Below are 23,732 nucleotides of genomic sequence, written 5' to 3' on the forward strand. Positions count from 1 at the left end.
AATTTATTAGCTGTATTAGCTGATGTATAGATTAAGCAACAAAATGAGGTATAAATTCAATATCCATCATTAAAAAAAGCCTTTACTGTTTATTTTGAATAAAAAAACAGGTATAAAAATGAATAATCGTTAAAATAGAGGTGAAATAATGCCAGAAAATTATCAAATCGATAATCTCGATCGTGACATACTTCACGAATTAATGGCAAATGCACGCATACCGTATGCTGAATTAGCCAAAAAATTCGCTGTTAGCCCCGGGACAATTCATGTCCGTGTCGAAAAAATGAAACAAGCAGGAATTATTAAAGGCACACGTATTGATATAAACCCAAAACAATTAGGGTTCGATGTTTGTTGCTTTATTGGCATTATTTTAAAAAGTGCAAAAGATTACCCAACCGCACTAAAAAAATTAGATGCCTTAGAAGAAGTTGTCGAGGTGTACTATACAACAGGGCAATACAGCATTTTTATTAAAGTAATGTGCCGTTCTATCGATTCTTTACAAGACGTACTTATCAACAAAATTCAAACCATTGATGAGATACAATCCACAGAAACACTGATCTCCTTACAAAACCCGATCTTACGAACAATCAATCCGTAGAAAAAAAATGATATAACCACATTATCCACAGGTAGATCCCAGCTCATTCACAGCGTACAATAGCGCCCTATTATTGTGAAAGAGAATCACCATGACAAAAGTAACCTTAATAAGTGGCAGTACAATGGGCAGTGCGGAGTATGTTGCCGAGCACATGGCTGAGATTTTAGAAGAACTCGGTCATGAAACCGAAATTCAACATGGCCCGGAGCTTGATGACTTAACACTTGAAGGCATATGGCTGGTGGTGAGCTCAACACATGGTGCAGGTGATCTCCCTGAAAATATTCAACCTCTTTTTGATTCAATAGAAGAAAGTGCTCCTGATCTAAGCCAAGTTCAATTTGGCTCGGTAGGGATCGGTAGCTCTGAATATGACACTTTTTGTGGTGCGATCCATAAAATAGATGACTTGTTAACCAAGCAAGGGGCTAAAAGGATCGGTGAATGTTTGGAAATTGATGTCCAACAACACGAAATACCCGAAGATCCCGCAGGGGAATGGGTTAAAATTTGGGCAAACGAACTCTAATTTGATTAAAATAACAGCAATCAACTGTGGATAACTCAGGGAAGATCCCGGTATTAACCCGTAGTTATCCAGAGTATAAGTTTTAGGTTCCCCATGCCCTGTGCATAAGTACCCTTTTTGATCCCAGCTTATACGCAAATGGATCACGGATCATTCACAGTATATGATCCTTTACACTTTCATGATCTTTAAAGTGAAAATCCACTTATCCACAGAAACGAGTGATCCTAATAAAAGATCTAATAAAGAGATCTTTAAATAAAAAGATCTTTATATTATATAGGGGAGAAACCTAAAGCTTGGTCTCTTCCTCAAACTTGAGTAGAATTCTCTCCTCAAATGCACAATCCGCATTTTCTAACGTTTAAGGTCCACACATGTTTTATCCAGAGCAATTTGACGTCATCGTAATTGGTGGTGGTCATGCCGGTACTGAAGCAGCAATGGCAGCTGCACGTATGGGGCGTCAAACCCTATTACTGACTCACAATATTGATACATTGGGCCAGATGTCTTGCAACCCAGCCATCGGTGGGATCGGTAAGGGGCATCTGGTTAGAGAAATTGATGCCCTTGGTGGTCTAATGGCCACAGCAACAGACAAAGCAGGTATTCAATTTAGAACATTAAATGCCAGCAAAGGGCCTGCAGTTCGTGCAACCCGAGCACAAGCTGACCGTGTTCTTTATCGCCAAGCTGTTAGAATGGCTTTAGAAAATCAGCCAAATTTGATGATTTTTCAACAACCTGTAGAAGACTTAATTGTTGAAAACAATCGAGTTACAGGGGCTATTACTCGCATGGGCTTAAAATTTAAAGCCAAAGCTGTGGTATTAACCGTTGGTACTTTCCTTGATGGCAAAATTCATATAGGTTTAGAAAATTACAGTGGTGGTCGTGCAGGTGATCCCCCTTCAATTTCACTTTCTCAACGTTTGAGAGAATTGCCTTTACGTGTTAATCGTTTAAAAACAGGAACGCCACCACGTATTGATGCAAGAACTATTGATTTCAGTCAGTTAGCTCAACAGCTAGGTGATGATCCAATGCCGGTATTTTCATTTTTAGGTTCACAAGATCAACATCCACAGCAGATGCCTTGTCATATCACCTATACCAATGAAAAAACCCATGAAGTGATCAGAAATAACTTGGATCGTAGCCCTATGTATGCAGGGGTTATTGAAGGGATCGGCCCACGTTATTGCCCTTCGATCGAAGATAAAGTTATGCGTTTTGCCGATAAAGACTCACATCAGATCTTCTTAGAGCCAGAAGGCTTAACAAGCAATGAAATTTACCCTAACGGGATATCCACCAGCTTACCATTTGATGTTCAAATGCAAATTGTTCATTCCATGAAAGGAATGGAAAATGCAAGGATCATTCGTCCTGGTTATGCTATTGAATATGATTTCTTTGACCCTAGAGATCTAAAACAAACGCTTGAAAGTAAATTTATTGATGGCTTATTTTTTGCTGGCCAAATTAACGGTACAACAGGTTATGAAGAAGCAGGGGCCCAAGGGCTACTAGCTGGGCTTAATGCTGCACAACATGCCTTTGGTTTAGAAGGTTGGTTCCCTCGTCGTGACCAAGCTTATATCGGTGTTCTCGTTGACGACCTTTGTACTTTAGGGACAAAAGAACCTTACCGTATGTTTACCTCACGTGCTGAATACCGTTTGATGCTTCGTGAAGACAATGCAGATTTACGTCTGACAGAAAAAGGCCGAGAGTTAGGTTTAGTTGATGATGTTCGCTGGGCGCATTTTAATAACAAAGTCGAATTGATTGAAAAAGAGCGTCAGCGCTTAAAAGATATCTGGGTTCATCCTAAATCGGATAACCACATAGAAATAGATGGAATTTTAACCGTTCCATTATCTAAAGAAGCAAATGGGGAAGATTTACTCCGTCGCCCAGAAATGACGTATAAGATGTTAACTTCACTCAACCTTTTTGCACCGGGTATTGATGATCCTCAAGCTGCGGATCAAGTGGAAATCCAAGTTAAATACGAAGGGTATATTGCTCGTCAAAAAGAAGAAATTGAAAGACAACTGCGTAATGAAAATACCTTGTTGCCTGTTGACCTTGATTACAAACAAGTCAAAGGGTTGTCTAACGAAGTGATGGCGAAACTAAACGATCATAAACCAACATCTATTGGTCAAGCATCGCGAATTTCAGGGATCACGCCTGCTGCAATCTCTATTTTACTTGTTTGGCTGAAAAAACAAGGCATGCTACGCCGGAGCGCTTAACGTGGATTTATTATCAAAACTTAATCAATTGCTAGTAAAAACCGATATCGACTTAACGGAAAAGCAAAAACAGCAGTTAGTTGATTATGTTGGGTTATTAGCGAAATGGAATAAAGCCTATAACCTGACATCGGTACGTGACCCACAGCAGATGTTAATCCGTCATATCATGGATAGCATAGTGGTGAACGGTCAACTCAACGGAACAAAATTTATTGATGTAGGAACAGGTCCTGGTTTGCCTGGTGTTCCTTTAGCGATTGTTCGACCTGATTCCCATTTTGTTTTATTGGACAGCTTAGGGAAGCGCATACGCTTTCTAAAACAGGTTCAACATGAGTTAGGGCTAACTAATATTGAGCCTGTTCAATCACGTGTTGAAGAATATCGGATTGAAAATGGTTTTGATGGTGTGATTAGCCGCGCATTTGCTTCACTGAATGATATGTTGGGTTGGTGCCATCATTTACCTTCATCTGAAGGGCGCTTTTATGCACTTAAAGGTGTCATTCGTGATGATGAAATGGTGCTACCAGAAGGTTTTGTGATTGAATCTATTACAGAGCTTGAAGTACCTGAACTTGATGAGCAGCGCCATTTAGTTAAAGTTTCTATAAAATAAAGTTGCTTTCTGTCAAAATATTTTGTCTTTTAGAGCGATAGTCGGTGTGTTAAAAAGCACCGGCTATTTCTATTTTTAGCTAAAGAATAAATACTTATTTTTCACGTGTTATTTACATGGAAATAACGAATAAGTTTCAAAAATAAAGTGTTGATAGAAAAAATGCTGGCTAATTGGCAATTTTTACTTAATCGATTTAGCTAGGTAAATAGTTAACAGTGAAATATTTGATTTATCACGTTTAAATTTAACTTAAAAAACTAATTCTTTAATTGTTTGATTTACAGATTAAATCTATTTTTTGTTGTCAGTAAAGTTGAAAGAATAAATAAAGAGGATAAAGTCAAATGTGATATTTATCACATTAATGTGAATATATGCAGCAATTCATTAACTATTTATTAATTATTACAGCGACAATTCTGCGCCAACTCGAAAAAATTAAATATTTATTCACCTTTTCGCTACTTACTGATTGAATTCATTTCGCCTGCCCGTATAATTTGCACGTTTTTGTCTCTTGACACATTTACGCAAAGGCAGTTTTATACAACACTTAGCGTTTCTGAGGCTGAGAAGAGCTGGGAGTAAACAAAAAGTTATGTCTGTATCCCTTTATGACAACAAACACGCTGCAAAGCAGTTGTCTGTTCAGTTTATAACTTTAGTGATCCTCAGTGGGGCTTTCTGTGCAAATAGTATAGAATGGGGGGCCTCTGCTCTTGCTGGTGGGTTAGCATGCTGGTTACCAAATATCGTATTTATGCTGCTAGCACAATTTCAGAAAGCAAAAGGAGAGGATGAACCTGTCCGCATTGCCTGGTTCTTAGCATTAGGAGCAGGGCTAAAGGTTGTTACAACTATCGCTGTCTTAGTTGTTGCTTTCGGTGTGTTCAAAGCGTCATTAACACCACTGGGTTTGACCTATTTAGCGGTGCTAATTGTTCAGATTGTTGCACCAGCCGTTTTTAAACGGTAAGTATTTTTAAACTACAAAAGGGTAAGAGGCATCATGTCTGCATCAGGAGAAGTGATGACTACAGAGGATTACATAGGCCACCATCTGAAAAACCTTCAGTTGGACCTGAGTACCTTTAAGTTGGTCGATCCCCACGCTAGTCCAACATTTTGGACGTTGAACATTGACTCGCTTTTTTTCTCGGTAGTTCTCGGGGCTCTGTTCCTGTGGCTATTTAGAAGAGTTGCAGCCAATGCGACTAGTGGCGTACCCGGTAAGTTACAGACTGCAATAGAACTGATCATTGGTTTCGTTGATAACTCAGTCCGTGATATGTATCACGGCAAGAGCAAAGTTATTGCTCCTTTAGCATTAACTGTGTTCGTCTGGGTATTCTTAATGAACCTAATGGATTTACTCCCAATTGATTTCCTTCCGTATATTGCTGAGCATTATCTCGGGTTACCTGCATTACGTGCAGTACCAACCGCAGATGTTAGTGTCACATTATCGATGGCTATTGGTGTGTTTATCCTAATCCTCTTCTACAGCATCAAAATGAAAGGAATTGGCGGATTTACAAAAGAGCTCACAATGCAGCCTTTTAACCATCCTGTCTTCATTCCAGTCAACTTGATTCTTGAAGGGGTAAGCCTGCTGTCAAAACCTGTATCACTCGGTCTGCGACTGTTTGGTAACATGTATGCAGGTGAATTGATCTTTATTCTTATCGCGGCTCTGCTTCCGTGGTGGTCACAGTGGTTGTTAAGCCTACCTTGGGCTATCTTCCACATACTGATTATTACGCTACAAGCCTTTATTTTTATGGTTCTGACGGTTGTTTATCTGTCGATGGCATCTGAAGAACACTAATTTAATTTTATCAATAATTGTATTAACTGAAACAAACTGGAGACTGTCATGGAAAACCTGAGTATGGATCTGCTGTACATGGCTGCCGCTGTGATGATGGGCTTAGCGGCGATCGGTGCTGCGATCGGTATCGGCATCCTAGGTGGTAAATTTTTAGAAGGTGCTGCTCGTCAGCCAGATTTAATTCCTCTGCTGCGTACACAGTTCTTTATCGTAATGGGTCTGGTCGATGCTATTCCGATGATTGCTGTTGGTCTGGGCTTGTATGTAATGTTCGCTGTTGCCTAATTAACGTTACGGAACACTGTAAGAACATTAATTCACTAATGAATATGAGGTATTGTCTGTGAATCTAAATGCAACAATCCTCGGCCAGGCTATCGCGTTTGTCCTGTTTGTTTGGTTCTGTATGAAGTATGTATGGCCACCGATTATGGCGGCCATTGAAAAACGTCAAAAAGAAATTGCTGACGGTTTATCTTCCGCAGAACGTGCTAAAAAGAACCTGGAACTGGCGCAAACCGACGCAACCGACCGACTGAAAAAAGCGAAAGCTGAAGCACAAGTCATCATTGAACAAGCGAATAAACAGCGCGTTCAAATGATTGATGAAGCAAAAGCAGAAGCGGAAGCAGAACGTGCAAAAATCGTCGCGCAAGCGCAAGCTGAAATTGATGCTGAGCGCAAACGTGCACGTGAAGAGTTACGTAAACAGGTTGCGATGCTTGCTATCGCAGGTGCCGAGAAGATCATCGAACGTTCCGTGGATGAAGCTGCTAACAGCGACATCGTTGATAAACTAGTCGCTGAACTGTAAGGAGGGAGGGGCATGTCTGAAATTGCTACTGTAGCTCGCCCCTACGCCAAAGCAGCTTTTGACTTTGCTGTGGAAAACCAAGCTGTTGCTAAATGGCAGGAAATGCTAGCCTTCACCGCTGAGGTGACGCGCAATGAACAGGTTGGAGAGCTGCTTTCTGGTTCTATTGCACCAGAAACATTAGCTAAAACGTTTATCTCTGTTTGTGGAGATGAAATTGACGAGCATGTTCAGAATCTGATTCGTGTTATGGCGGATAACGGGCGTTTAACGACGCTACCAGAAGTGTTAACGCAATTTATCCAATTGCGTGATTCTCTGGAATCAACCATTGAAGTTGATGTAATTTCTGCTAACGAACTGAGTGAACAGCAGTCAGCTAAAATTTCTGCAGCGATGGAAAAACGTCTGTCACGCAAAGTTAAGCTGAATTGCAAAATTGATAAGTCTGTTATTGCTGGAGTGATCATTCGTGCTGGAGACCTCGTTATTGACGGGAGTATCCGCGGTCGCTTAGAGCGTTTAACTGACGTCTTGCAGTCTTAAGGGGACTGGAGCATATGCAACTGAATTCCACCGAAATCAGCGAACTGATCAAACAGCGTATTGCTCAGTTCGATGTTGTGAGTGAAGCTCACAATGAAGGTACGATTGTATCCGTTAATGACGGTATTATTCGTATTCACGGTTTAGCCGAAGTCATGCAGGGTGAAATGATCGCGCTGCCTGGCAACCGTTACGCTATCGCACTGAACTTAGAGCGTGACTCTGTTGGTGCGGTCGTCATGGGTCCTTATGCCGACTTGGCAGAAGGCATGAAAGTTAAATGTACTGGTCGTATTCTTGAAGTTCCAGTAGGCCGTGGCCTGCTAGGACGTGTTGTGAATACACTGGGTCAACCAATTGATGGTAAAGGTCCTGTTGATAACGATGGCTTCTCTCCTGTAGAAGTTATTGCTCCAGGTGTTATCGACCGTCAATCTGTTGATCAACCAGTTCAAACTGGTTATAAATCAGTCGATGCCATGATTCCAATCGGTCGTGGTCAGCGTGAGCTTGTTATCGGTGACCGTCAAACAGGTAAAACTGCTTTGGCTATCGATGCAATCATCAACCAACGCGACTCAGGCATCAAATGTGTGTACGTGGCTATCGGCCAGAAAGCGTCTACCGTTTCTAACGTAGTTCGTAAACTGGAAGAGCACGGCGCGCTGCAAAATACTATCGTTGTTGTTGCTACAGCATCTGAATCAGCTGCTCTGCAATACTTAGCACCATATGCTGGTTGCGCGATGGGTGAATATTTCCGTGACCGCGGTGAAGATGCACTGATCGTATACGATGACCTGTCTAAACAGGCTGTGGCATACCGTCAAATCTCACTGTTGCTGCGTCGTCCACCAGGACGTGAAGCTTACCCAGGTGACGTTTTCTATCTGCACTCACGTTTACTTGAGCGTGCTGCTCGCGTTAACGCTGAATACGTAGAAAACTTTACTAAAGGTGAAGTTAAAGGCAAAACAGGTTCATTGACAGCTCTGCCTATCATTGAAACCCAAGCTGGTGACGTTTCTGCATTCGTACCAACAAACGTAATTTCGATTACAGATGGTCAGATCTTCCTGGAATCTAACCTGTTTAACTCTGGTATTCGTCCAGCGGTTAACCCAGGTATTTCAGTATCTCGTGTTGGTGGTGCTGCTCAGACTAAAATTATCAAGAAACTGTCTGGTGGTATCCGTACCGCACTTGCTCAGTATCGTGAACTGGCAGCGTTTGCTCAGTTTGCTTCCGACCTCGATGACGCGACTCGTAAACAGTTAAGTCATGGTCAGAAAGTAACTGAACTGCTGAAACAGAAACAGTATGCACCTATGTCAGTAGCAGAGCAGGCACTGTCTCTGTTCGCGGCAGAACGTGGGTTCTTGGATGATGTTGAGTTAGCGAAAATTGGTGCGTTTGAAGCTGCTTTAGTTTCTTTTGCACAGCGCGAGCATGCTGACCTTATGAACGAAATTGGCCCGGCTGGTAGCTATAACGATGATATCGAAGGCAAGTTGAAAAAACTGCTCGAATCATTTAAAGCAACTCAGTCCTGGTAATACTATTCGGCCCAGTTCTTAGGGCCGTCTGGTTAATAAGGAGAAGCAGAAATGGCCGGCGCAAAAGAGATACGTTCCAAGATCGGAAGTGTACAAAATACACAAAAGATCACTAAAGCGATGGAAATGGTCGCTGCGTCCAAAATGCGTAAAACGCAGGAACGCATGGCGGCCAGCCGTCCTTATGCAGAAACCATGCGCAGTGTGATTGGTCACCTAGCGTTAGGTAATCTGGAATATAAACATCCATATCTCGAAGAGCGTGAAGTTAAGCGTGTCGGGTATCTGGTTGTTTCAACAGACCGTGGTCTGTGTGGTGGCTTGAACATTAACTTGTTCAAAAAACTGTTAGCAGATATGAAGTTATGGTCTGAGAAAAACGTTCAGGTTGATTTGGCTTTAATCGGTTCTAAAGCGGTATCATTCTTCGGTTCTGTGGGCGGCAATGTCGTGACTCAAGTTACCGGAATGGGGGATAACCCAACGCTTTCGGACTTGATTGGTCCAGTTAACACTATGCTACAAGCCTATGATGAAGGGCGTTTGGATAAACTGTATGTGGTGACGAATAAGTTCATCAATACAATGTCTCAGGAGCCAACTATTCTTCAATTGTTACCATTGCCTGCAAGTGATGATGAAACACTGAAGAAGAAGTCTTGGGATTACATTTACGAACCCGATCCTAAGGCGTTGCTGGATACCCTGCTACGTCGTTATATCGAGTCGCAGGTTTATCAGGGCGTCGTTGAAAACCTGGCTAGTGAGCAGGCCGCACGAATGGTAGCGATGAAAGCCGCTACTGATAATGGTGGAAACCTGATCAAAGAGTTACAGTTGGTTTACAACAAAGCTCGTCAGGCCAGCATTACTCAGGAGCTTACCGAAATCGTTTCGGGTGCTTCCGCGGTTTAACAGCTAGGTTTACGAATTACGTAGAGGATTCAAGATGGCTACTGGAAAGATTATCCAGGTAATCGGCGCCGTTGTGGACGTCGAGTTCCCTCAAGATGACGTACCAAAAGTGTACGACGCTCTTGAGGTTGTTAACGGTAAAGAAAAACTGGTGTTGGAAGTTCAGCAACAGTTAGGCGGTGGTGTTGTCCGTTGTATCGCAATGGGTACATCAGATGGCCTGAGCCGTGGTTTAGAAGTTGTAAACTTAGAGCACCCAATTGAAGTACCAGTAGGTAAAGCAACTTTAGGACGTATCATGAACGTTCTGGGTCAACCTATTGATATGAAAGGTGATATCGGCGAAGAAGAGCGCTGGTCAATTCACCGTGCTGCACCTAGCTACGAAGAGTTAGCTAACTCAACAGAACTGCTGGAAACCGGTATCAAAGTAATGGACTTAATCTGTCCATTCGCGAAAGGTGGTAAAGTTGGTCTGTTCGGTGGTGCGGGTGTTGGTAAAACAGTAAACATGATGGAACTGATCCGTAACATCGCGATTGAGCACTCAGGTTACTCAGTATTCGCAGGTGTTGGTGAGCGTACTCGTGAAGGGAACGACTTCTATCATGAAATGACCGACTCAAACGTTTTGGATAAAGTATCACTGGTTTATGGCCAGATGAACGAGCCACCAGGAAACCGTCTGCGCGTTGCGTTGACTGGTCTGACTATGGCTGAAAAATTCCGTGACGAAGGTCGTGACGTACTGCTGTTCGTTGACAACATCTATCGTTATACACTGGCAGGTACTGAAGTATCAGCACTGTTAGGCCGTATGCCTTCAGCGGTAGGTTATCAGCCAACGCTGGCGGAAGAGATGGGTGTTCTGCAAGAACGTATTACCTCAACTCAAACAGGTTCTATCACTTCCGTTCAAGCGGTTTACGTTCCTGCGGATGACTTGACTGACCCATCACCAGCAACCACCTTTGCTCACTTAGACGCAACGGTAGTTCTGAGCCGTCAAATCGCATCACTGGGTATTTACCCTGCGGTTGACCCTCTGGATTCTACTAGCCGTCAACTTGACCCACTGGTTGTTGGTCAAGAGCACTATGATGTTGCTCGTGGCGTTCAGTCTATTCTGCAACGTTACCAAGAACTGAAAGATATCATTGCAATCCTGGGTATGGATGAACTGTCTGAAGAAGACAAACTGGTTGTTGCTCGTGCTCGTAAGATCCAGCGCTTCCTGTCTCAACCATTCTTCGTTGCTGAAGTATTTACCGGTTCACCAGGTAAGTTCGTTTCTCTGAAAGACACTATCCGTGGCTTCAGTGGGATCCTGAACGGTGATTACGACCACCTGCCAGAACAAGCGTTCTATATGGTTGGTACCATTGAAGAAGCTGTGGAAAAAGCTAAAAAGCTTTAATCCAGCTGACAGGAGGTTGATATGGTAGCTGCAATGACATACCACCTGACTGTAGTGAGTGCTGAAAAACAAATGTTTGAAGGCATGGTACAGAAAATTCAGGTGACAGGTAGTGAAGGTGAGCTGGGGATTTACCCACAGCATACCCCGCTGCTGACTGCCATAAAACCGGGCATGGTACGTATTACCAAACAGTTTGGTGACGAAGAGCTAATTTACCTCTCCGGCGGTATTTTAGAAGTACAACCAAATGGTGTTATCGTACTCGCTGATACAGCGATCCGTGGTAAAGATTTAGACGAAGCTCGTGCAGTGGAATCTAAACGCAAAGCGGAAGAACACGTCCGTAAAGCTCACGGCGATGTTGATTATGCTCAGGCATCAGCAGAACTTGCAAAAGCAATAGCGAAACTTCGAGTCATCGAGTTAACTAAAAAGCTAATGTAATGATAGCGGTATAGTAAAAAAAGCCAGTTGGTTAAGTCTAACTGGCTTTTTTATTTGAGCGAAATATGTAGTAATTTATAAAGGAAATAGGTTTACTTTCATCCCTAAGTTGGAGTTTCAGGAAAAATGACTGTGCAAAGAAAAAGTGTCGTGATTTTAGCTGCCGGTAAAGGCACACGGATGTATTCAGAGCTACCTAAAGTTTTGCATTTGCTTGCAGGCAAACCAATGGTTCAGCATGTTATAGATACAGCAAAATCCATTGGTGCATCAGATATTCATCTGGTATACGGACATGGCGGTGATTTACTGAAAGAAAAACTGGGTGAGCAAAACCTCAATTGGGTATTGCAGGCGGAGCAACTCGGTACGGGCCATGCGATGCAACAAGCTGCCCCTAGCTTCCAAGATGATGAAGATATTGTCATGCTCTATGGTGACGTGCCATTAATCGCTAAAGATACCTTGGACAGGCTGATTGAAGTCAAACCACAAGGCGGTATTGGTTTACTGACGGTTATCTTAGATAACCCAACAGGGTATGGCCGTATAATTCGTGAAAATAATGAAGTTGTCGGTATTATCGAGCAAAAAGATGCCAGTGAAGAGCAACGTAAAATCCAAGAAATCAATACAGGAATTATGGTTGCTAGTGGCAAAGATTTTAAACGTTGGTTGGCACAACTGAACAACGATAACGCACAAGGCGAATATTATATTACTGATATTATTGCATTAGCACATAAAGAAGGTAATAAAATTGCAACCGTTCATCCTAAACATTTAAGTGAGATGGAAGGCGTGAATAACCGCCTACAACTAGCGGCGTTAGAAAGAGTTTATCAGAAAGAACAAGCGGAAAAACTGTTATTAGCCGGCGTGATGTTGATTGACCCTGCACGTTTTGATTTGCGCGGAACGCTGACTCATGGTCGCGATATTATTATTGATACTAACGTGATTATTGAAGGTAATGTCACATTAGGGAATAACGTACATATTCAATCTGGCTGTATATTAAAAGACTGTGTGATTGGTGATAACTCGGTTATCAGCCCATATTCAGTGATAGAAAACTCTGAATTGTCAGCCGAATGTACAGTTGGCCCTTTTGCGCGTTTACGTCCAGGTGCTAAATTAGCAGCCAAAGCACACGTCGGTAATTTCGTCGAAATGAAAAATGCCTCTTTAGGTTTAGGTTCTAAAGCGGGTCATTTAAGTTACCTCGGGGATGCCCAAATTGGTGATAATGTGAATATTGGCGCAGGTACCATCACTTGTAATTATGATGGTGCCAATAAACATAAAACCATTATTGGTGATGATGTGTTTGTAGGGTCTGATACTCAGTTAGTTGCGCCAGTTTCTGTTGCCAAAGGTGCAACAATAGGCGCTGGCACGACGGTTACACGTGATGTGAATGAAGACGAACTTGTCGTTAGCCGTGTAAAACAAATGCATATTAAAAACTGGCAACGTCCAGTTAAGAAAAAATAAGTAAATATTGAGGAGAGGTAGCGATATCTCTCCTATTATAAATGCGAATTAATCGCGAAAATTAAAATAGCTACTCAAGGTAGCAATATAAAAATAATATCCCCATTTTCTACAAGGCTGGGGAGCAGTGAAAACTGTACAACAATTAGGTTGCGACAAATGAAGGTTTCTCAAGAAAGGAACCTTTTGTCTAGGAATCAAAAAAATATGTGTGGAATTGTAGGTGCTGTTGCACAACGTGATATTGCAGAAATTCTGTTAGAAGGTCTTCGTCGTCTTGAGTATCGTGGTTATGATTCAGCCGGTATGGCTGTCGTTGATCACGAAGGTCATTTGCAACGCTTACGTGAAGTCGGCAAAGTGCAAATGCTAGCTGAAGAAGCGGAGAAAAACCCAGTATCGGGTGGAACGGGGATTGCACATACCCGTTGGGCGACTCATGGTATTCCAAGTGAACGCAATGCTCATCCGCATACCTCTGGTTATATTGCAGTTGTTCATAACGGCATTATTGAAAACTATTTAGAACTGAAAGATGAACTGAAAAAACTCGGTTATGTCTTTAGTTCAGAAACTGACACTGAAGTGATTGCGCACCTTGTTCACCATGAGCAACAAAAGGGCGGTTCGCTGGTGGAAGTAGTTCAACGTGTTATCCCACAATTGCGCGGTGCTTACGGTACTGTGATTATGGATAGCCGTATTCCTGAATTATTAGTCGCCGCACGTTCTGGTAGCCCATTGGTTATTGGTTTAGGTGTGGGTGAAAACTTTTTAGCATCAGACCAATTAGCGCTGTTGCCTGTGACTCGTCGCTTTATTTACCTTGAAGAAGGGGATGTTGCCGAGGTCACTCGTCGTACTGTTCGTATTTTTGATAAAAGTGGTGAAGCTGTCGATCGCGAGCAAATTGAATCAAACGTTCAATATGATGCGGGCGATAAAGGCGTTTACCGTCATTACATGCAAAAAGAGATTTATGAACAGCCGATGGCGATTAAAAACACCCTTGAAGGGCGTTTTAGCAAAGATAATGGCATTGATTTAAGCGAGTTAGGTCCTCGTGCGAGTGAAATTTTATCTCAAGTTGAACATATCCAAATTGTAGCTTGCGGGACATCTTACAATGCTGGCATGGTTGCACGTTATTGGTTTGAGTCTTTGGCCGGTATTCCATGTGATGTGGAAATCGCTTCAGAGTATCGCTACCGTAACCCTGCGCACCGTAAAAATAGCTTAATGATTACGCTATCCCAATCAGGTGAAACCGCTGATACACTGGCAGCATTGCGTTTATCGAAAGAGTTAGGTTATTTGACCTCTTTAGCGGTATGTAACGTCGCAGGTTCTTCACTGGTACGTGAATCTGAATTTGCTTTGATGACCAAGGCAGGGGCAGAAATTGGTGTGGCATCCACTAAAGCATTTACCACACAGTTAACCGTCTTACTGATGTTAGTTGCGTATATGGGCCGCTTGAAAGGTGCTAACCCTGAGCTCGAAGAAAACATTTCTCACGCTCTACATGCGCTACCGGCTCGTATTGAAAGCATGTTATCGCAAGATAAAGTTATCGAGGCATTGGCAGAAGATTTCTCAGATAAACATCACGCATTGTTCTTAGGTCGCGGTGATCAGTTCCCTATTGCAGTTGAAGGGGCTCTGAAATTAAAAGAGATTTCTTACATTCACGCAGAAGCATATGCAGCGGGTGAGTTAAAGCACGGCCCATTAGCGTTAATTGATGCCGATATGCCTGTTATCATCGTTGCACCTAACAATGAGCTGTTAGAAAAACTGAAATCAAACATTGAGGAAGTCCGTGCGCGTGGTGGTTTGCTGTATGTATTCGCTGACCAAGATGCAGGCTTTGAAGCCAGTGAAAATATGAAAATTGTTTCGCTACCTCATGTTGAAGAACTGATCGCACCAATTTTCTACACTGTTCCTCTGCAACTGTTGTCTTATCACGTTGCATTGATTAAAGGCACAGACGTTGACCAACCACGTAACTTGGCGAAGTCGGTGACGGTTGAGTAATTCAGCTGATTTAAATATAAATAAATCCGATTATGTTGTTAATGGCATAATCGGATTTTTATTTACAGGCCTTTTAATAGGCTTAATTTAAAATTAATTGTTGGTAATAATGGCGAAAAATGATGTTTTGTAGTTTTATAAGGCAATAGCTTATTTTGATATAAAATAACTTCAAAAATATTTTTCACATCATAAGGTTGGTCTGAGTTTTGATAGTTGACTTTGACTCGATTATCTTGATAACTCAGTAATATACAAGGTAACAGCGATAGTTTTAGTTGCTTAGCCACTTGATAGCGGTGGTTACCATCCATAATAATACCAGTGTGAATTTCACATGTAATTGGTGTTGTCCAAGTCCCATCACAGGCAATTTTGTGGCTAAGATAATCAACATGCTGTTCATCTGTTTCTTCTGATGAGCAAAAAAATTGTATTGGTTTCAATTCAATATGGTAGGTATCGTTAGTCATAACATCACCTTTATCAAAAAATTACTTATTATCTAAGCTTACAAAGTATCCAGGTTCATAAGGAATAGATAAAAATTTTTCATAGAATGTTTTAAATGTTTTATCTGCATTTAAATCAGCGAATAGTTCTGGGTGGATCCAATGTGCGAGCTGCTGTATAGCAATAAAATCATAAGGGCTATTATAGAATTGATGCCAAATAGCATAAAATTGTTGGTTCTTAACGGCATTACTGCCAGTATAGGCGGGTTTTTTTAAGTATTTTTCTAGTTTTATTTTAGCCGCATTGAGGTTTTCATTTGGGCCTAAGCCTATCCAATCTCCTTCAGGCATGAATTTTGAAAAGTTGGCGCTGGTAATAATCACTTTATCAGGGTTAGCGGCAAGCACTTGTTCAGGATTCATCATATAGAAGGTGTTAGGGGCATTGTTTGCGCCGATATTGTCACCACCAGCAAGTGAAACAAAGCGACCAAAGTTACCATCACCAAAAGTCAGACAGCACTCATCGGTATAACCACCTATGCGTTCAATAAAAATGCGTGGTTTTTGGGGATTATTTTTTGTGAGTACATCACTAACTCGTTTTAGCTGTTTTTCTCTAAATTGAATGAATTTCTCAGTTGTTTTTTCTTTCCCCCATAAAGCACCGAATAAGCGCATGGTTGGTGGTGTATTTTTTGATGGGTTAAAGCGAAAATCGACATAGATAATAGGGATCCCCGCCTTCTGTAATGCTTTATCGTGACCTTGCTCTTCAATAGCGGTTTTAGCTTCGATATTCATAATGATGACATCAGGCTGTAAAGTTAATGCATGCTCTATGTTTAAAGAACGTCTTTCTGTGCCACCAAATGTTGGAATTTTTTTTAGTTCAGGGAAATGCTCACTATATTGGCGCCATGTTGCAGGATCTGAGGTTTGCATATCGTTCCCCATTGCAACAATACGTTTTGCAGGGTTTTCTTTATCTAGCATGGCGACTAGGTAAAGCATACGGCCTTCACCTAAAATGACTTTTTTCACTGGAACGTTGACCTTGACCTTTCTATCTAGAATGTCGGTGACAACAATCTGCTCTGCTGAAATAACAGTAGAGAATAGCAAAGTAAAAGAAAACAATAACAGGGATACTATTTTGATAGATAATTTATGCTTTTCTTTCATATAATTCCTCATTGGATGAATGTTTGATCAGTAAAATGATTGTAATTAGGCTTGTGATATAACCAGCTGAAACATAATAAAAAAGCCAATCAATTCCAGGAAATAGAATAAATATACTTCCTAAGGCAATTCCTCCAATAGAAGCGAATTGATTGATACTTTGTGATAAACCAAGTACATAGCCTTGATGTTCAGAAGATATAGTTGAAGATATTAATGCCGTGAGTATTGGCGTTGTTGCACCAAGTAAAACTCCCCAAAGCAAGTACAGTGAGGCAAACCAAAAAATTATAGGGGTTAATGCAAGACAGATAACAACAATGACACAGGTGAAGATAATCCATTTTAAGCGAACCAATGAAACAGTTATTGATTGGTGTTCAAACCATTTAGCCCATAACTGAGCAGATAGAATAACCCCCATTGCTTGTAGACCATAAATTAACCCAATAACCCAGAAATCTATTGAGTAGGAATGGTTGAGGTATAATGAAAAACTGGGGAGGGTGAGCATTCTGCTCATTAATAAAAGCCCCATTAATAACATAAGGTGTTTCACAACTTGTTGAGGGCGATACTTTTTTTTGTTGTTAGATGTTTTTTTTGCTTGTATCACTAGATGATGTTTTTTATCTGAAGGTAAGAAAACAAATACAGTGACTGCGCAAACACCACAGAGTAGCCCCGCAATTATATTGATCCAAAAGAAATTGAGATAATCTAAGATTAACCCACCACAAAGTGCCCCCAGTAAAGATCCGATATTTGTAGATACTTGTAGGAAGGCAAAAAGCTGTGTTCGCTTTTTAGGATCGGTGACTGAAACGCCATAAGCTTGAGCTGGAGCAATATACCCTGCGCAAGCTCCTTGCACAGTTCTCAGTAATAAAATTAGCCAAGGGTCGTTACAAAATGATAATAAAATTTGGGTAATTGCTAAGCCAAGCAATGCACGGATCATCATTGCTTTATTACCCATTCGATCACCCATTCTTCCCCAAAATGTACTGGTTAACATGACACCAGTCATAGGGGCGACATAAACCATTGTCAAAGAAAAAGACAGTAGCCAACCCGAGCTATTATGTTGTAAATGAATAGGCCAAAATGGCCCACTCATTTCCATCGCTCCCATTGAAACAATTTGGATACCAAATAAGAAACCAATAATCAGATGGCTTTTCAGTAAATTCACGGTTAACTTACCTGATATTGAGTTAGATTTAGCTCGCTGAAGGCAGGATGCGGAATGTTAGGGTCTAGTCCTAGATACCCCATGCACCAAGTGTATATTTCATTCGTATAAGGGAGTGGAATATTGAGATGCTCACCTAAATGAACGAGTAAACTTAGCCCATAAACAATATCTTCCTGAAATACTCGATGTTGTTTATTAAAAGACCAGCCACTTTGCTTATGTTTTATTAATGGTAATTGGATACCATGGTAAGCCTCATTGGTACGAAGTATTGACCAAAGGGTTTATGTATCACTAATTTGTTTAGGATAAACTTCGCGTAATTCATCAATTAAGGACTTTACTGTGACTAAAGGAATACCTAAGTTGTCTATTAAGTGTCGGCAAATAGAGAGTCGTTCTTCATCACAACGCTGTAAATAATAGGCGCTAAGCTCGGTACAATCATTCCACCAGCAGATAGGTGACTCAAAATAGTCATTATGCCATTGAGCGTATGGGCCGATTAGCCCGTAGATTACCGAGCTATGCATTATAGGGTTTGCTGGTGTTAGGGTAATTTCCAAATAGTTATCGAGAATACTAATAGGTGCGGAATATAGCCTTGATAACAATTTATGAAGCTGCTTTTTATTGGATTCATTTTCTCGACGATGAAAAGCAATAAAAAGTGCCGACTTTTCTCCACCGAAACAGACTTTAGTCCCAAGTTCTAATCCCCATGCTATATGAGGAACATCTTTCATTCCCCAAATCACGATATTAGGATTGTTTTTAAAGAACTGTTCAGCAAGCCAGTCAAAACCATTAATTCCAGGAATAGCACCGATAAAAACAGTTTTAGAAGAAGATAGATAAGCAGAAATAAAACGTAACCAACTTGCTTGATGATGGGAAGGGACAGTAAGAATGACTATGTCAGCTTCAGGTATCACCAGTTGTGGTGAATTGGTTATTAATCCAACAGAATGGTTTATTATCTCACCATTATTGTAATGAACAGACAGAATATTGTTTTGCTGTTGATGGCGTTCAACCGTTGTTGCATTTTGGGTCAGTAGTGATGTTTTTATATTTAGATATTGACTAAATAAAGCTACAGCAAGGTGACCCGTTTGACCTCCTCCGCAAATCACAACATTAAGATGTTTTTCTTCCGACATGACTTCCTCCTTAGCTAGCTTTCTCTAAAGAAACAGTATTAGTAAGCCAATGATTAAGTTGATGAGATATATCAGGTGAGGTCAAATTACGAGAGCTAAGCCACTGCTCATTAAATACGGTATTAAGATATTTTTCACCGCCATCAGCTACGATAACAACGATATTGCCGTGAATAGTATCGTTATTAATATACTCTAAGGCTTTATAGACAATTCCTCCGGTAGAGCCTCCTATTAACAAACCGTATTGGCTAGCAATATATCGCGCAGTTTCAAATGCTTGAATATCTGAAACCTGTGTATTATGGTCAATACAGCTGTAGTCCAGTACTAATCCAACTTCGTCCCCTTCAGGAGTGCCTGTACCTGATTGATAATAAGGTTTTCCTGGATATCCAAAAATAATGGACCCTTCAGGTTCAACGGCAACAGTGATAGTTTGTGGATTATGGGACTTTAGGCCTTGAGAAACACCAGTCATTGAGCCGCCAGTGCCAACACAGCCTATATATGCATCAATTCTGCCAATTTGTTCTATTAGTTCACAAACTAATGCAGCATAACCACCTGAGTTTGCTACATTGTCTGATTGATTCATAAACGTTGTATTGGGAAGTTGGGAGGCTAATTCACTAGCAAGGCGCTGACGTTCGACAACAGCTACTTCGTCTTCCTGATAATTACCAGTAACATAACGGATTTCAGCACCTAGTGCTTTCATTATCGCTATTTTGTCAGGAGCGGCGTGATGATCAACAACGGCAATAAAATGTAAATCAAATTCAATAGCAGCAAGCGCAAGGCCAATCCCAGTATTGCCTGATGATGATTCTATAATGGTACTTTTAGGCTTAATTTTCCCCGATTTTAGCCCTGCAATAACCATATTGCGTGCCATTCTGTCCTTCATACTTCCACCAGGGTTGTTCTTTTCTATTTTTAAAAATAAGGCACTTTTTTTATGGGGTACTGCAATACGTAAAATGGGTGTATTACCTATCAAATCAGTGATTTTGTTGTAGATCATAAGCTTACCTATTTAGTGTCTTTGAAAAAGATAAACTGCCCAACATTGTTTTCCTGTACATATAATCGGCAAGGTATTGGGTGCCGATGAAATTGACTCTCAAGTAAATCCATTTGATATCCCGCGGTATTAACGAATCCTAATAAGTCACCTGCTTGGGGAAGGTTGTTAAATAAAATAAGTCTGTGAGTAATAACATCATCTTCTAAACAGCTATGTCCTGCTATCCATGCTCGGATAGGTTGCTGTTTTGATTGTTTGGTAACAATATGAAAAGGGTCGATTAAAAATTCAGAGTTAAACCACGTTTCGCAGGCGCTGAAGCTACTGCCTTCGACAAATATAATAGGGTGTTCGGATTGCTGGCAGGTACGTACAACTCGAAATAGAGTGATGGCGCTTTGATCAACAAGGCTACGCCCAGGTTCTATCGCTAATGTGACATTTAGCTTATTAATATATTGGGCGATTGTTTCATTATCGGTACATTTGCTTGTGAGTAATGTGCTAAGCCATTGTTCTGCTGACTGTTCACTACCATAAGGATAAAAATCTGCTGGAATACGGTGATTTTGATAAGTTTCAGTGGATTGATTATTAACCCAAGCTTGATAATGTTCTGTTGGGACATATTGAATAGGTAGCCCACCTCCGATATCGATAGTTTGGATGTTAAGCCCTAATTGTTGTGATAATTCAATCAGTGGTAATATTTCGTGAAAAGCTTGTACCCGTGAGGCTAGTGTATAGCCACCTAAATGGAAGTGGATCCCTTGCCATTGTAATTTATCATGTTGTTTCACTAATTTAAGTGCATTAACAAAAGCCGGGTATTTCATGCCGAATCGTGAATGGCTTGAATGCGGTTGATATCGCAGTAGTACTCTTGCTTTAAGTGATTGAAATTCTAATAAATGTAGAATATCTTGTAATTCTTCAAGTGAGTCTACGACAATTAGTGAGTTATGTAATATCAGTTGCCAGAGAAAATCATCTGTTTTGGCAGGGCCAGTAGCGCAAATTTTTTCAGGTGAAATGCCATATTGGTTGGCATCTCTCCATTCATGAAGGCTTGAAACATCAACTCCAATATTTTCTTCGATAGCTGTTCTGAGCAGGACGTTTGATTGATTAACTTTCACACCATATAAAATACATCCATTCACGTTGTTTTCTTGAAAAACAGCCTTCAGTTTTTGGATGTTCTGTTTCATCGTATGAGGAAAAACTAAGTTCAATGGTGAACCATACCGCTTAATCAATCCGACAAGCTGTTCATTATTAGAAAAACACAGTTGATGAATCTGAGGATCCATAATAGGAGGAAGCTCTGTTGGGGCTATTGTTTTAGCTGATAAATGAACAACAGTTGATATATTGACTAAGTTAGATTGATCCACCATGATTTTCACCTCTTAAAAGTCCACAGCAATTGATCCCATTACAGTTCTTGGTGAGCCTTGAGCGAAGGTGCTGTACGAAGCAACGCCAGACCAATAGTGTTCATTTAAAATATTATTGATGTTTAGCCTCAATGTTACAGGGGTATTGGAAACAGTTGTTTTATAAGCAGAACCGACATCAACGGTTGTCCATGAAGGAATTGAGTGGGTATTTTCTTTGTTCACATATTGGCGGGTATGATAATTAACATTGCCATTAATACTTAAACCAGAGACTGAAGGAATATCATATTCGGCTCCAATATTAGCCACCCAAGGAGATACACCGATGGGTTCATGCCCTTTGTTTTTCCCTGAAGCAGTTTTAGTCAACTCGGCTTGAATATAGGTAACACCACCCGTTAAACGAAGTGATTCAAAAGGTTTGCCTGATATACTTAGTTCGACTCCTCGGTTTCTTTGTTCATCATTTGCTGAGTAAATCAAACTGTTAGGATCTAATGATCCACTTGGTTTACTAATTTGGAATAGGCTTAAAGTGGTTATTGCAGATGGTTGTTCATATTTAACCCCTAACTCATACTGTTTTGAACGAAATGGTTTCATCATTTCGCCACTATTTTTTGCATTAACTGGTGCGGTGCTTCCTTTACTTAGCCCTTCGACATAATTAGCGTATAGAGAAATATTATCTACAGGTTTAAACAATACACTAACGAGAGGGGTGATTGCGGACTCGTCATAACGAGTTGAAAGCTTACCCAAAGTAAAATTGTCAGACTTTACATTTTGATAGCGAAGGCCTGGAGTTACCATAAAAGAATCATTCAAGAAGCCGATAGTATCGACGAAAGAAACTCCTGATAGTGTATTTTCAGAACGTTTAGTTATTTTAGCGTAAGCAGGGATCTGTTTATCAATATAAGTAGGATTAAATAAATTGGTTGTATAAGGTGTTCCTGCTGTAGTGCCAATACGGTAGCGATCAAAATATTGATTCCACTGCAATGCAAGTTGATGTGATACTCTACCCGTCATGAATTCACTTTTAACCCCAGTACCAACTGAATAACGTTGAGTTTTAGTTTGGAAATTCATGATATAGGTTGAAATATCGCCTTGATTGTTAAGGATTGTATAGATTTGCTCATTAACTCGATCTATACGAGTAAGTGCTCCTCCTATATCCATAAATAGCGATGTATTGCTTAATATGTCATATTCCATATGTAGTAATGCGGAATCATCATTAGATTTCCACCATGTCCAAGGGCTGGCTAAATTGATTTTCCCACTCGGGGCCGAAGGGACAACACCATCAGGACCTAAATAAAATGGTCTGTTTGTAGCATTCATATTTTGGTTTTGAGTTATTAAATCTAAAGATGAGCGAAAGCGTTCATTAGAGTAATCTAACGCAATTGCACCAACACTTTGCTTGCGTGTTTGATGATCGACGGCTGTATCACCATTGGTGTAGCTACCGTTAACACGAATACCAAAGTATTGGTTATTATCTAGATCATATAGGCGACCCATATCTAGTCTGCCACCTAATAGTGAGTCGCTAAGGTACTGAGCGGTTAATTGTGTAATCGGCTGGGCACTTGCACGTTTAGTTACGACATTAATAACTCCACCAACTCCACCTTCAGGAGACATACCATATAGCAGTGAAGCGGGTCCTTTTAAAATATCAACACGCTCGGCATAATCCGTTAAAAGTTGAAAATTAGGGGATACACCATAAATTCCATTTAATGCAAACTCACTGATATTACCTTCAGTAATAGGAAATCCTCGAATATATAAGGAATCAAGAAGACCTCCTTTCGAGCTACTAATTTGTATTGAGGTATCGTGAGATAAAATATCTGAAATTTGCTGTGCTTGTTGCGACTGCATATAAGCCGAATTATAATTTGAGATATTAAATGGAATATCCATAATATCCTTATCACCTATTAATCCTGCTTGCATTATTCTAGATGAAAAGTTATTAGGTTGCTGATTATTATTACTTGTTGTGGTAACTAGAATACTATCTTTATTTTTTTGCTCATTAGTTTGAGCATGTGCTGTTATTGTGCAAGATATCCCAATAACAATATATAACCATGTAGAGAATATGTTTATATTCTTATCTGTGTGTTTAGTTTTATTTTCTATTAAATTATTTTTCATATTTAAATTATCATTCAATT

Annotated in this window: 21 protein-coding genes and 1 pseudogene; 15 read left to right on the forward strand and 7 right to left on the reverse strand. The window is 40.5% G+C overall.

Going from position 1 to position 23,732, the window contains the following annotated elements; translation table 11 throughout:
* Positions 1-148: 148 nt before the first annotated feature.
* The 15 genes from asnC (at position 149) to glmS (ending at position 15,097) form a co-directional block, all read left to right on the forward strand.
* The gene (gene asnC / locus SJ312_RS16355) at positions 149-610 is read left to right on the forward strand and encodes a transcriptional regulator AsnC (RefSeq protein ID WP_004906326.1); all 462 of its coding nucleotides are present in this window, start codon (positions 149-151) and stop codon (positions 608-610) included.
* A 91-nt stretch (positions 611-701) separates the two neighbouring features.
* A complete protein-coding gene (gene mioC, locus SJ312_RS16360; RefSeq protein ID WP_094962009.1) occupies positions 702-1,142 on the forward strand; it encodes an FMN-binding protein MioC in 441 nt (146 codons plus the stop codon).
* A gap of 377 nt (positions 1,143-1,519) precedes the next feature.
* Positions 1,520-3,409, forward strand: a complete 1,890-nt coding sequence (gene mnmG / locus SJ312_RS16365; protein WP_110592755.1) for a tRNA uridine-5-carboxymethylaminomethyl(34) synthesis enzyme MnmG — start codon at positions 1,520-1,522, stop codon at positions 3,407-3,409.
* 1 nt (position 3,410) lies between these two features.
* A complete protein-coding gene (gene rsmG / locus SJ312_RS16370; RefSeq protein ID WP_004906320.1) occupies positions 3,411-4,031 on the forward strand; it encodes a 16S rRNA (guanine(527)-N(7))-methyltransferase RsmG in 621 nt (206 codons plus the stop codon).
* A 601-nt stretch (positions 4,032-4,632) separates the two neighbouring features.
* On the forward strand, positions 4,633-5,010 hold the full coding sequence (gene atpI, locus SJ312_RS16375; RefSeq protein WP_004906317.1) for a F0F1 ATP synthase subunit I: 378 nt from the start codon (positions 4,633-4,635) through the stop codon (positions 5,008-5,010).
* Between the two features lie 33 nt (positions 5,011-5,043).
* A complete protein-coding gene (gene atpB / locus SJ312_RS16380; RefSeq protein ID WP_004906316.1) occupies positions 5,044-5,862 on the forward strand; it encodes a F0F1 ATP synthase subunit A in 819 nt (272 codons plus the stop codon).
* 48 nt (positions 5,863-5,910) lie between these two features.
* Positions 5,911-6,150 carry a F0F1 ATP synthase subunit C gene (atpE, locus tag SJ312_RS16385; protein ID WP_004093904.1) on the forward strand — a complete coding sequence of 80 codons (240 nt, stop codon included), beginning with the start codon at positions 5,911-5,913 and terminating at the stop codon, positions 6,148-6,150.
* Between the two features lie 58 nt (positions 6,151-6,208).
* Positions 6,209-6,679 carry a F0F1 ATP synthase subunit B gene (gene atpF / locus SJ312_RS16390; RefSeq protein WP_004906301.1) on the forward strand — a complete coding sequence of 157 codons (471 nt, stop codon included), beginning with the start codon at positions 6,209-6,211 and terminating at the stop codon, positions 6,677-6,679.
* Positions 6,680-6,691: 12 nt separating this feature from the next.
* The gene (gene atpH / locus SJ312_RS16395; RefSeq protein ID WP_004906300.1) at positions 6,692-7,225 is read left to right on the forward strand and encodes a F0F1 ATP synthase subunit delta; all 534 of its coding nucleotides are present in this window, start codon (positions 6,692-6,694) and stop codon (positions 7,223-7,225) included.
* A 14-nt stretch (positions 7,226-7,239) separates the two neighbouring features.
* Positions 7,240-8,781: a F0F1 ATP synthase subunit alpha gene (atpA, locus tag SJ312_RS16400; RefSeq protein ID WP_004906297.1), complete on the forward strand. Its 1,542-nt coding sequence runs from the start codon at positions 7,240-7,242 to the stop codon at positions 8,779-8,781.
* A gap of 51 nt (positions 8,782-8,832) precedes the next feature.
* Positions 8,833-9,696, forward strand: a complete 864-nt coding sequence (gene atpG, locus SJ312_RS16405; protein WP_004906295.1) for a F0F1 ATP synthase subunit gamma — start codon at positions 8,833-8,835, stop codon at positions 9,694-9,696.
* A 34-nt stretch (positions 9,697-9,730) separates the two neighbouring features.
* Positions 9,731-11,113 carry a F0F1 ATP synthase subunit beta gene (atpD, locus tag SJ312_RS16410; RefSeq protein ID WP_004906293.1) on the forward strand — a complete coding sequence of 461 codons (1,383 nt, stop codon included), beginning with the start codon at positions 9,731-9,733 and terminating at the stop codon, positions 11,111-11,113.
* A 21-nt stretch (positions 11,114-11,134) separates the two neighbouring features.
* On the forward strand, positions 11,135-11,560 hold the full coding sequence (locus SJ312_RS16415) for a F0F1 ATP synthase subunit epsilon (RefSeq protein ID WP_094962008.1): 426 nt from the start codon (positions 11,135-11,137) through the stop codon (positions 11,558-11,560).
* A 126-nt stretch (positions 11,561-11,686) separates the two neighbouring features.
* Positions 11,687-13,057 carry a bifunctional UDP-N-acetylglucosamine diphosphorylase/glucosamine-1-phosphate N-acetyltransferase GlmU gene (gene glmU / locus SJ312_RS16420; RefSeq protein WP_094962007.1) on the forward strand — a complete coding sequence of 457 codons (1,371 nt, stop codon included), beginning with the start codon at positions 11,687-11,689 and terminating at the stop codon, positions 13,055-13,057.
* 207 nt (positions 13,058-13,264) lie between these two features.
* The gene (gene glmS, locus SJ312_RS16425; RefSeq protein WP_036959190.1) at positions 13,265-15,097 is read left to right on the forward strand and encodes a glutamine--fructose-6-phosphate transaminase (isomerizing); all 1,833 of its coding nucleotides are present in this window, start codon (positions 13,265-13,267) and stop codon (positions 15,095-15,097) included.
* A gap of 62 nt (positions 15,098-15,159) precedes the next feature.
* Here glmS and SJ312_RS16430 read toward each other — a convergent pair whose 3' ends face one another.
* From SJ312_RS16430 to SJ312_RS16460, 7 genes and pseudogenes are all read right to left on the reverse strand, one after another.
* Entirely contained in the window at positions 15,160-15,570 is a 411-nt protein-coding gene (locus SJ312_RS16430) for a ParB N-terminal domain-containing protein (protein WP_112308044.1), read from the reverse strand.
* A 21-nt stretch (positions 15,571-15,591) separates the two neighbouring features.
* The gene (locus SJ312_RS16435) at positions 15,592-16,737 is read right to left on the reverse strand and encodes an ABC transporter substrate-binding protein (RefSeq protein WP_165880001.1); all 1,146 of its coding nucleotides are present in this window, start codon (positions 16,735-16,737) and stop codon (positions 15,592-15,594) included.
* A complete protein-coding gene (locus SJ312_RS16440; protein ID WP_165880003.1) occupies positions 16,721-17,932 on the reverse strand; it encodes an MFS transporter in 1,212 nt (403 codons plus the stop codon). Before SJ312_RS16440 ends, SJ312_RS16435 begins: the two co-directional genes overlap by 17 nt.
* 2 nt (positions 17,933-17,934) lie before the next feature.
* Positions 17,935-19,098 (reverse strand): annotated as a pseudogene (locus SJ312_RS16445) (NAD/NADP octopine/nopaline dehydrogenase family protein).
* A gap of 10 nt (positions 19,099-19,108) precedes the next feature.
* Entirely contained in the window at positions 19,109-20,125 is a 1,017-nt protein-coding gene (locus SJ312_RS16450) for a PLP-dependent cysteine synthase family protein (protein WP_112308047.1), read from the reverse strand.
* Between the two features lie 8 nt (positions 20,126-20,133).
* Complete coding sequence (locus SJ312_RS16455) at positions 20,134-21,528, reverse strand: Y4yA family PLP-dependent enzyme (RefSeq protein ID WP_094962000.1); 1,395 nt, start codon at positions 21,526-21,528, stop codon at positions 20,134-20,136.
* Between the two features lie 12 nt (positions 21,529-21,540).
* Positions 21,541-23,712 (reverse strand): TonB-dependent receptor, encoded by a 2,172-nt coding sequence (locus tag SJ312_RS16460; protein WP_165880005.1) that lies wholly within the window; start codon positions 23,710-23,712, stop codon positions 21,541-21,543.
* Positions 23,713-23,732 lie beyond the last annotated feature (20 nt).

The sequence above is a fragment of the Providencia sp. CIM-Carb-044 genome (assembly GCF_033901115.1).
Classification (GTDB): Bacteria; Pseudomonadota; Gammaproteobacteria; order Enterobacterales; family Enterobacteriaceae; genus Providencia; species Providencia hangzhouensis.

Bases quoted from the DNA above. Each gene is read 5' to 3' on its own strand.
- asnC (WP_004906326.1), top strand. From the start codon at position 149: ATGCCAGAAAATTATCAAATCGATAATCTCGATCGTGACATACTTCAC.
- mioC (WP_094962009.1), top strand. From the start codon at position 702: ATGACAAAAGTAACCTTAATAAGTGGCAGTACAATGGGCAGTGCGGAG.
- mnmG (WP_110592755.1), top strand. From the start codon at position 1,520: ATGTTTTATCCAGAGCAATTTGACGTCATCGTAATTGGTGGTGGTCAT.
- atpI (WP_004906317.1), top strand. From the start codon at position 4,633: ATGTCTGTATCCCTTTATGACAACAAACACGCTGCAAAGCAGTTGTCT.
- atpB (WP_004906316.1), top strand. From the start codon at position 5,044: ATGTCTGCATCAGGAGAAGTGATGACTACAGAGGATTACATAGGCCAC.
- atpE (WP_004093904.1), top strand. From the start codon at position 5,911: ATGGAAAACCTGAGTATGGATCTGCTGTACATGGCTGCCGCTGTGATG.
- atpH (WP_004906300.1), top strand. From the start codon at position 6,692: ATGTCTGAAATTGCTACTGTAGCTCGCCCCTACGCCAAAGCAGCTTTT.
- atpA (WP_004906297.1), top strand. From the start codon at position 7,240: ATGCAACTGAATTCCACCGAAATCAGCGAACTGATCAAACAGCGTATT.
- atpG (WP_004906295.1), top strand. From the start codon at position 8,833: ATGGCCGGCGCAAAAGAGATACGTTCCAAGATCGGAAGTGTACAAAAT.
- atpD (WP_004906293.1), top strand. From the start codon at position 9,731: ATGGCTACTGGAAAGATTATCCAGGTAATCGGCGCCGTTGTGGACGTC.
- SJ312_RS16415 (WP_094962008.1), top strand. From the start codon at position 11,135: ATGGTAGCTGCAATGACATACCACCTGACTGTAGTGAGTGCTGAAAAA.
- glmU (WP_094962007.1), top strand. From the start codon at position 11,687: ATGACTGTGCAAAGAAAAAGTGTCGTGATTTTAGCTGCCGGTAAAGGC.
- glmS (WP_036959190.1), top strand. From the start codon at position 13,265: ATGTGTGGAATTGTAGGTGCTGTTGCACAACGTGATATTGCAGAAATT.
- SJ312_RS16430 (WP_112308044.1), bottom strand. From the start codon at position 15,570: ATGACTAACGATACCTACCATATTGAATTGAAACCAATACAATTTTTT.
- SJ312_RS16435 (WP_165880001.1), bottom strand. From the start codon at position 16,737: ATGAAAGAAAAGCATAAATTATCTATCAAAATAGTATCCCTGTTATTG.
- SJ312_RS16450 (WP_112308047.1), bottom strand. From the start codon at position 20,125: ATGATCTACAACAAAATCACTGATTTGATAGGTAATACACCCATTTTA.
- SJ312_RS16455 (WP_094962000.1), bottom strand. From the start codon at position 21,528: ATGGTGGATCAATCTAACTTAGTCAATATATCAACTGTTGTTCATTTA.
- SJ312_RS16460 (WP_165880005.1), bottom strand. From the start codon at position 23,712: ATGAAAAATAATTTAATAGAAAATAAAACTAAACACACAGATAAGAAT.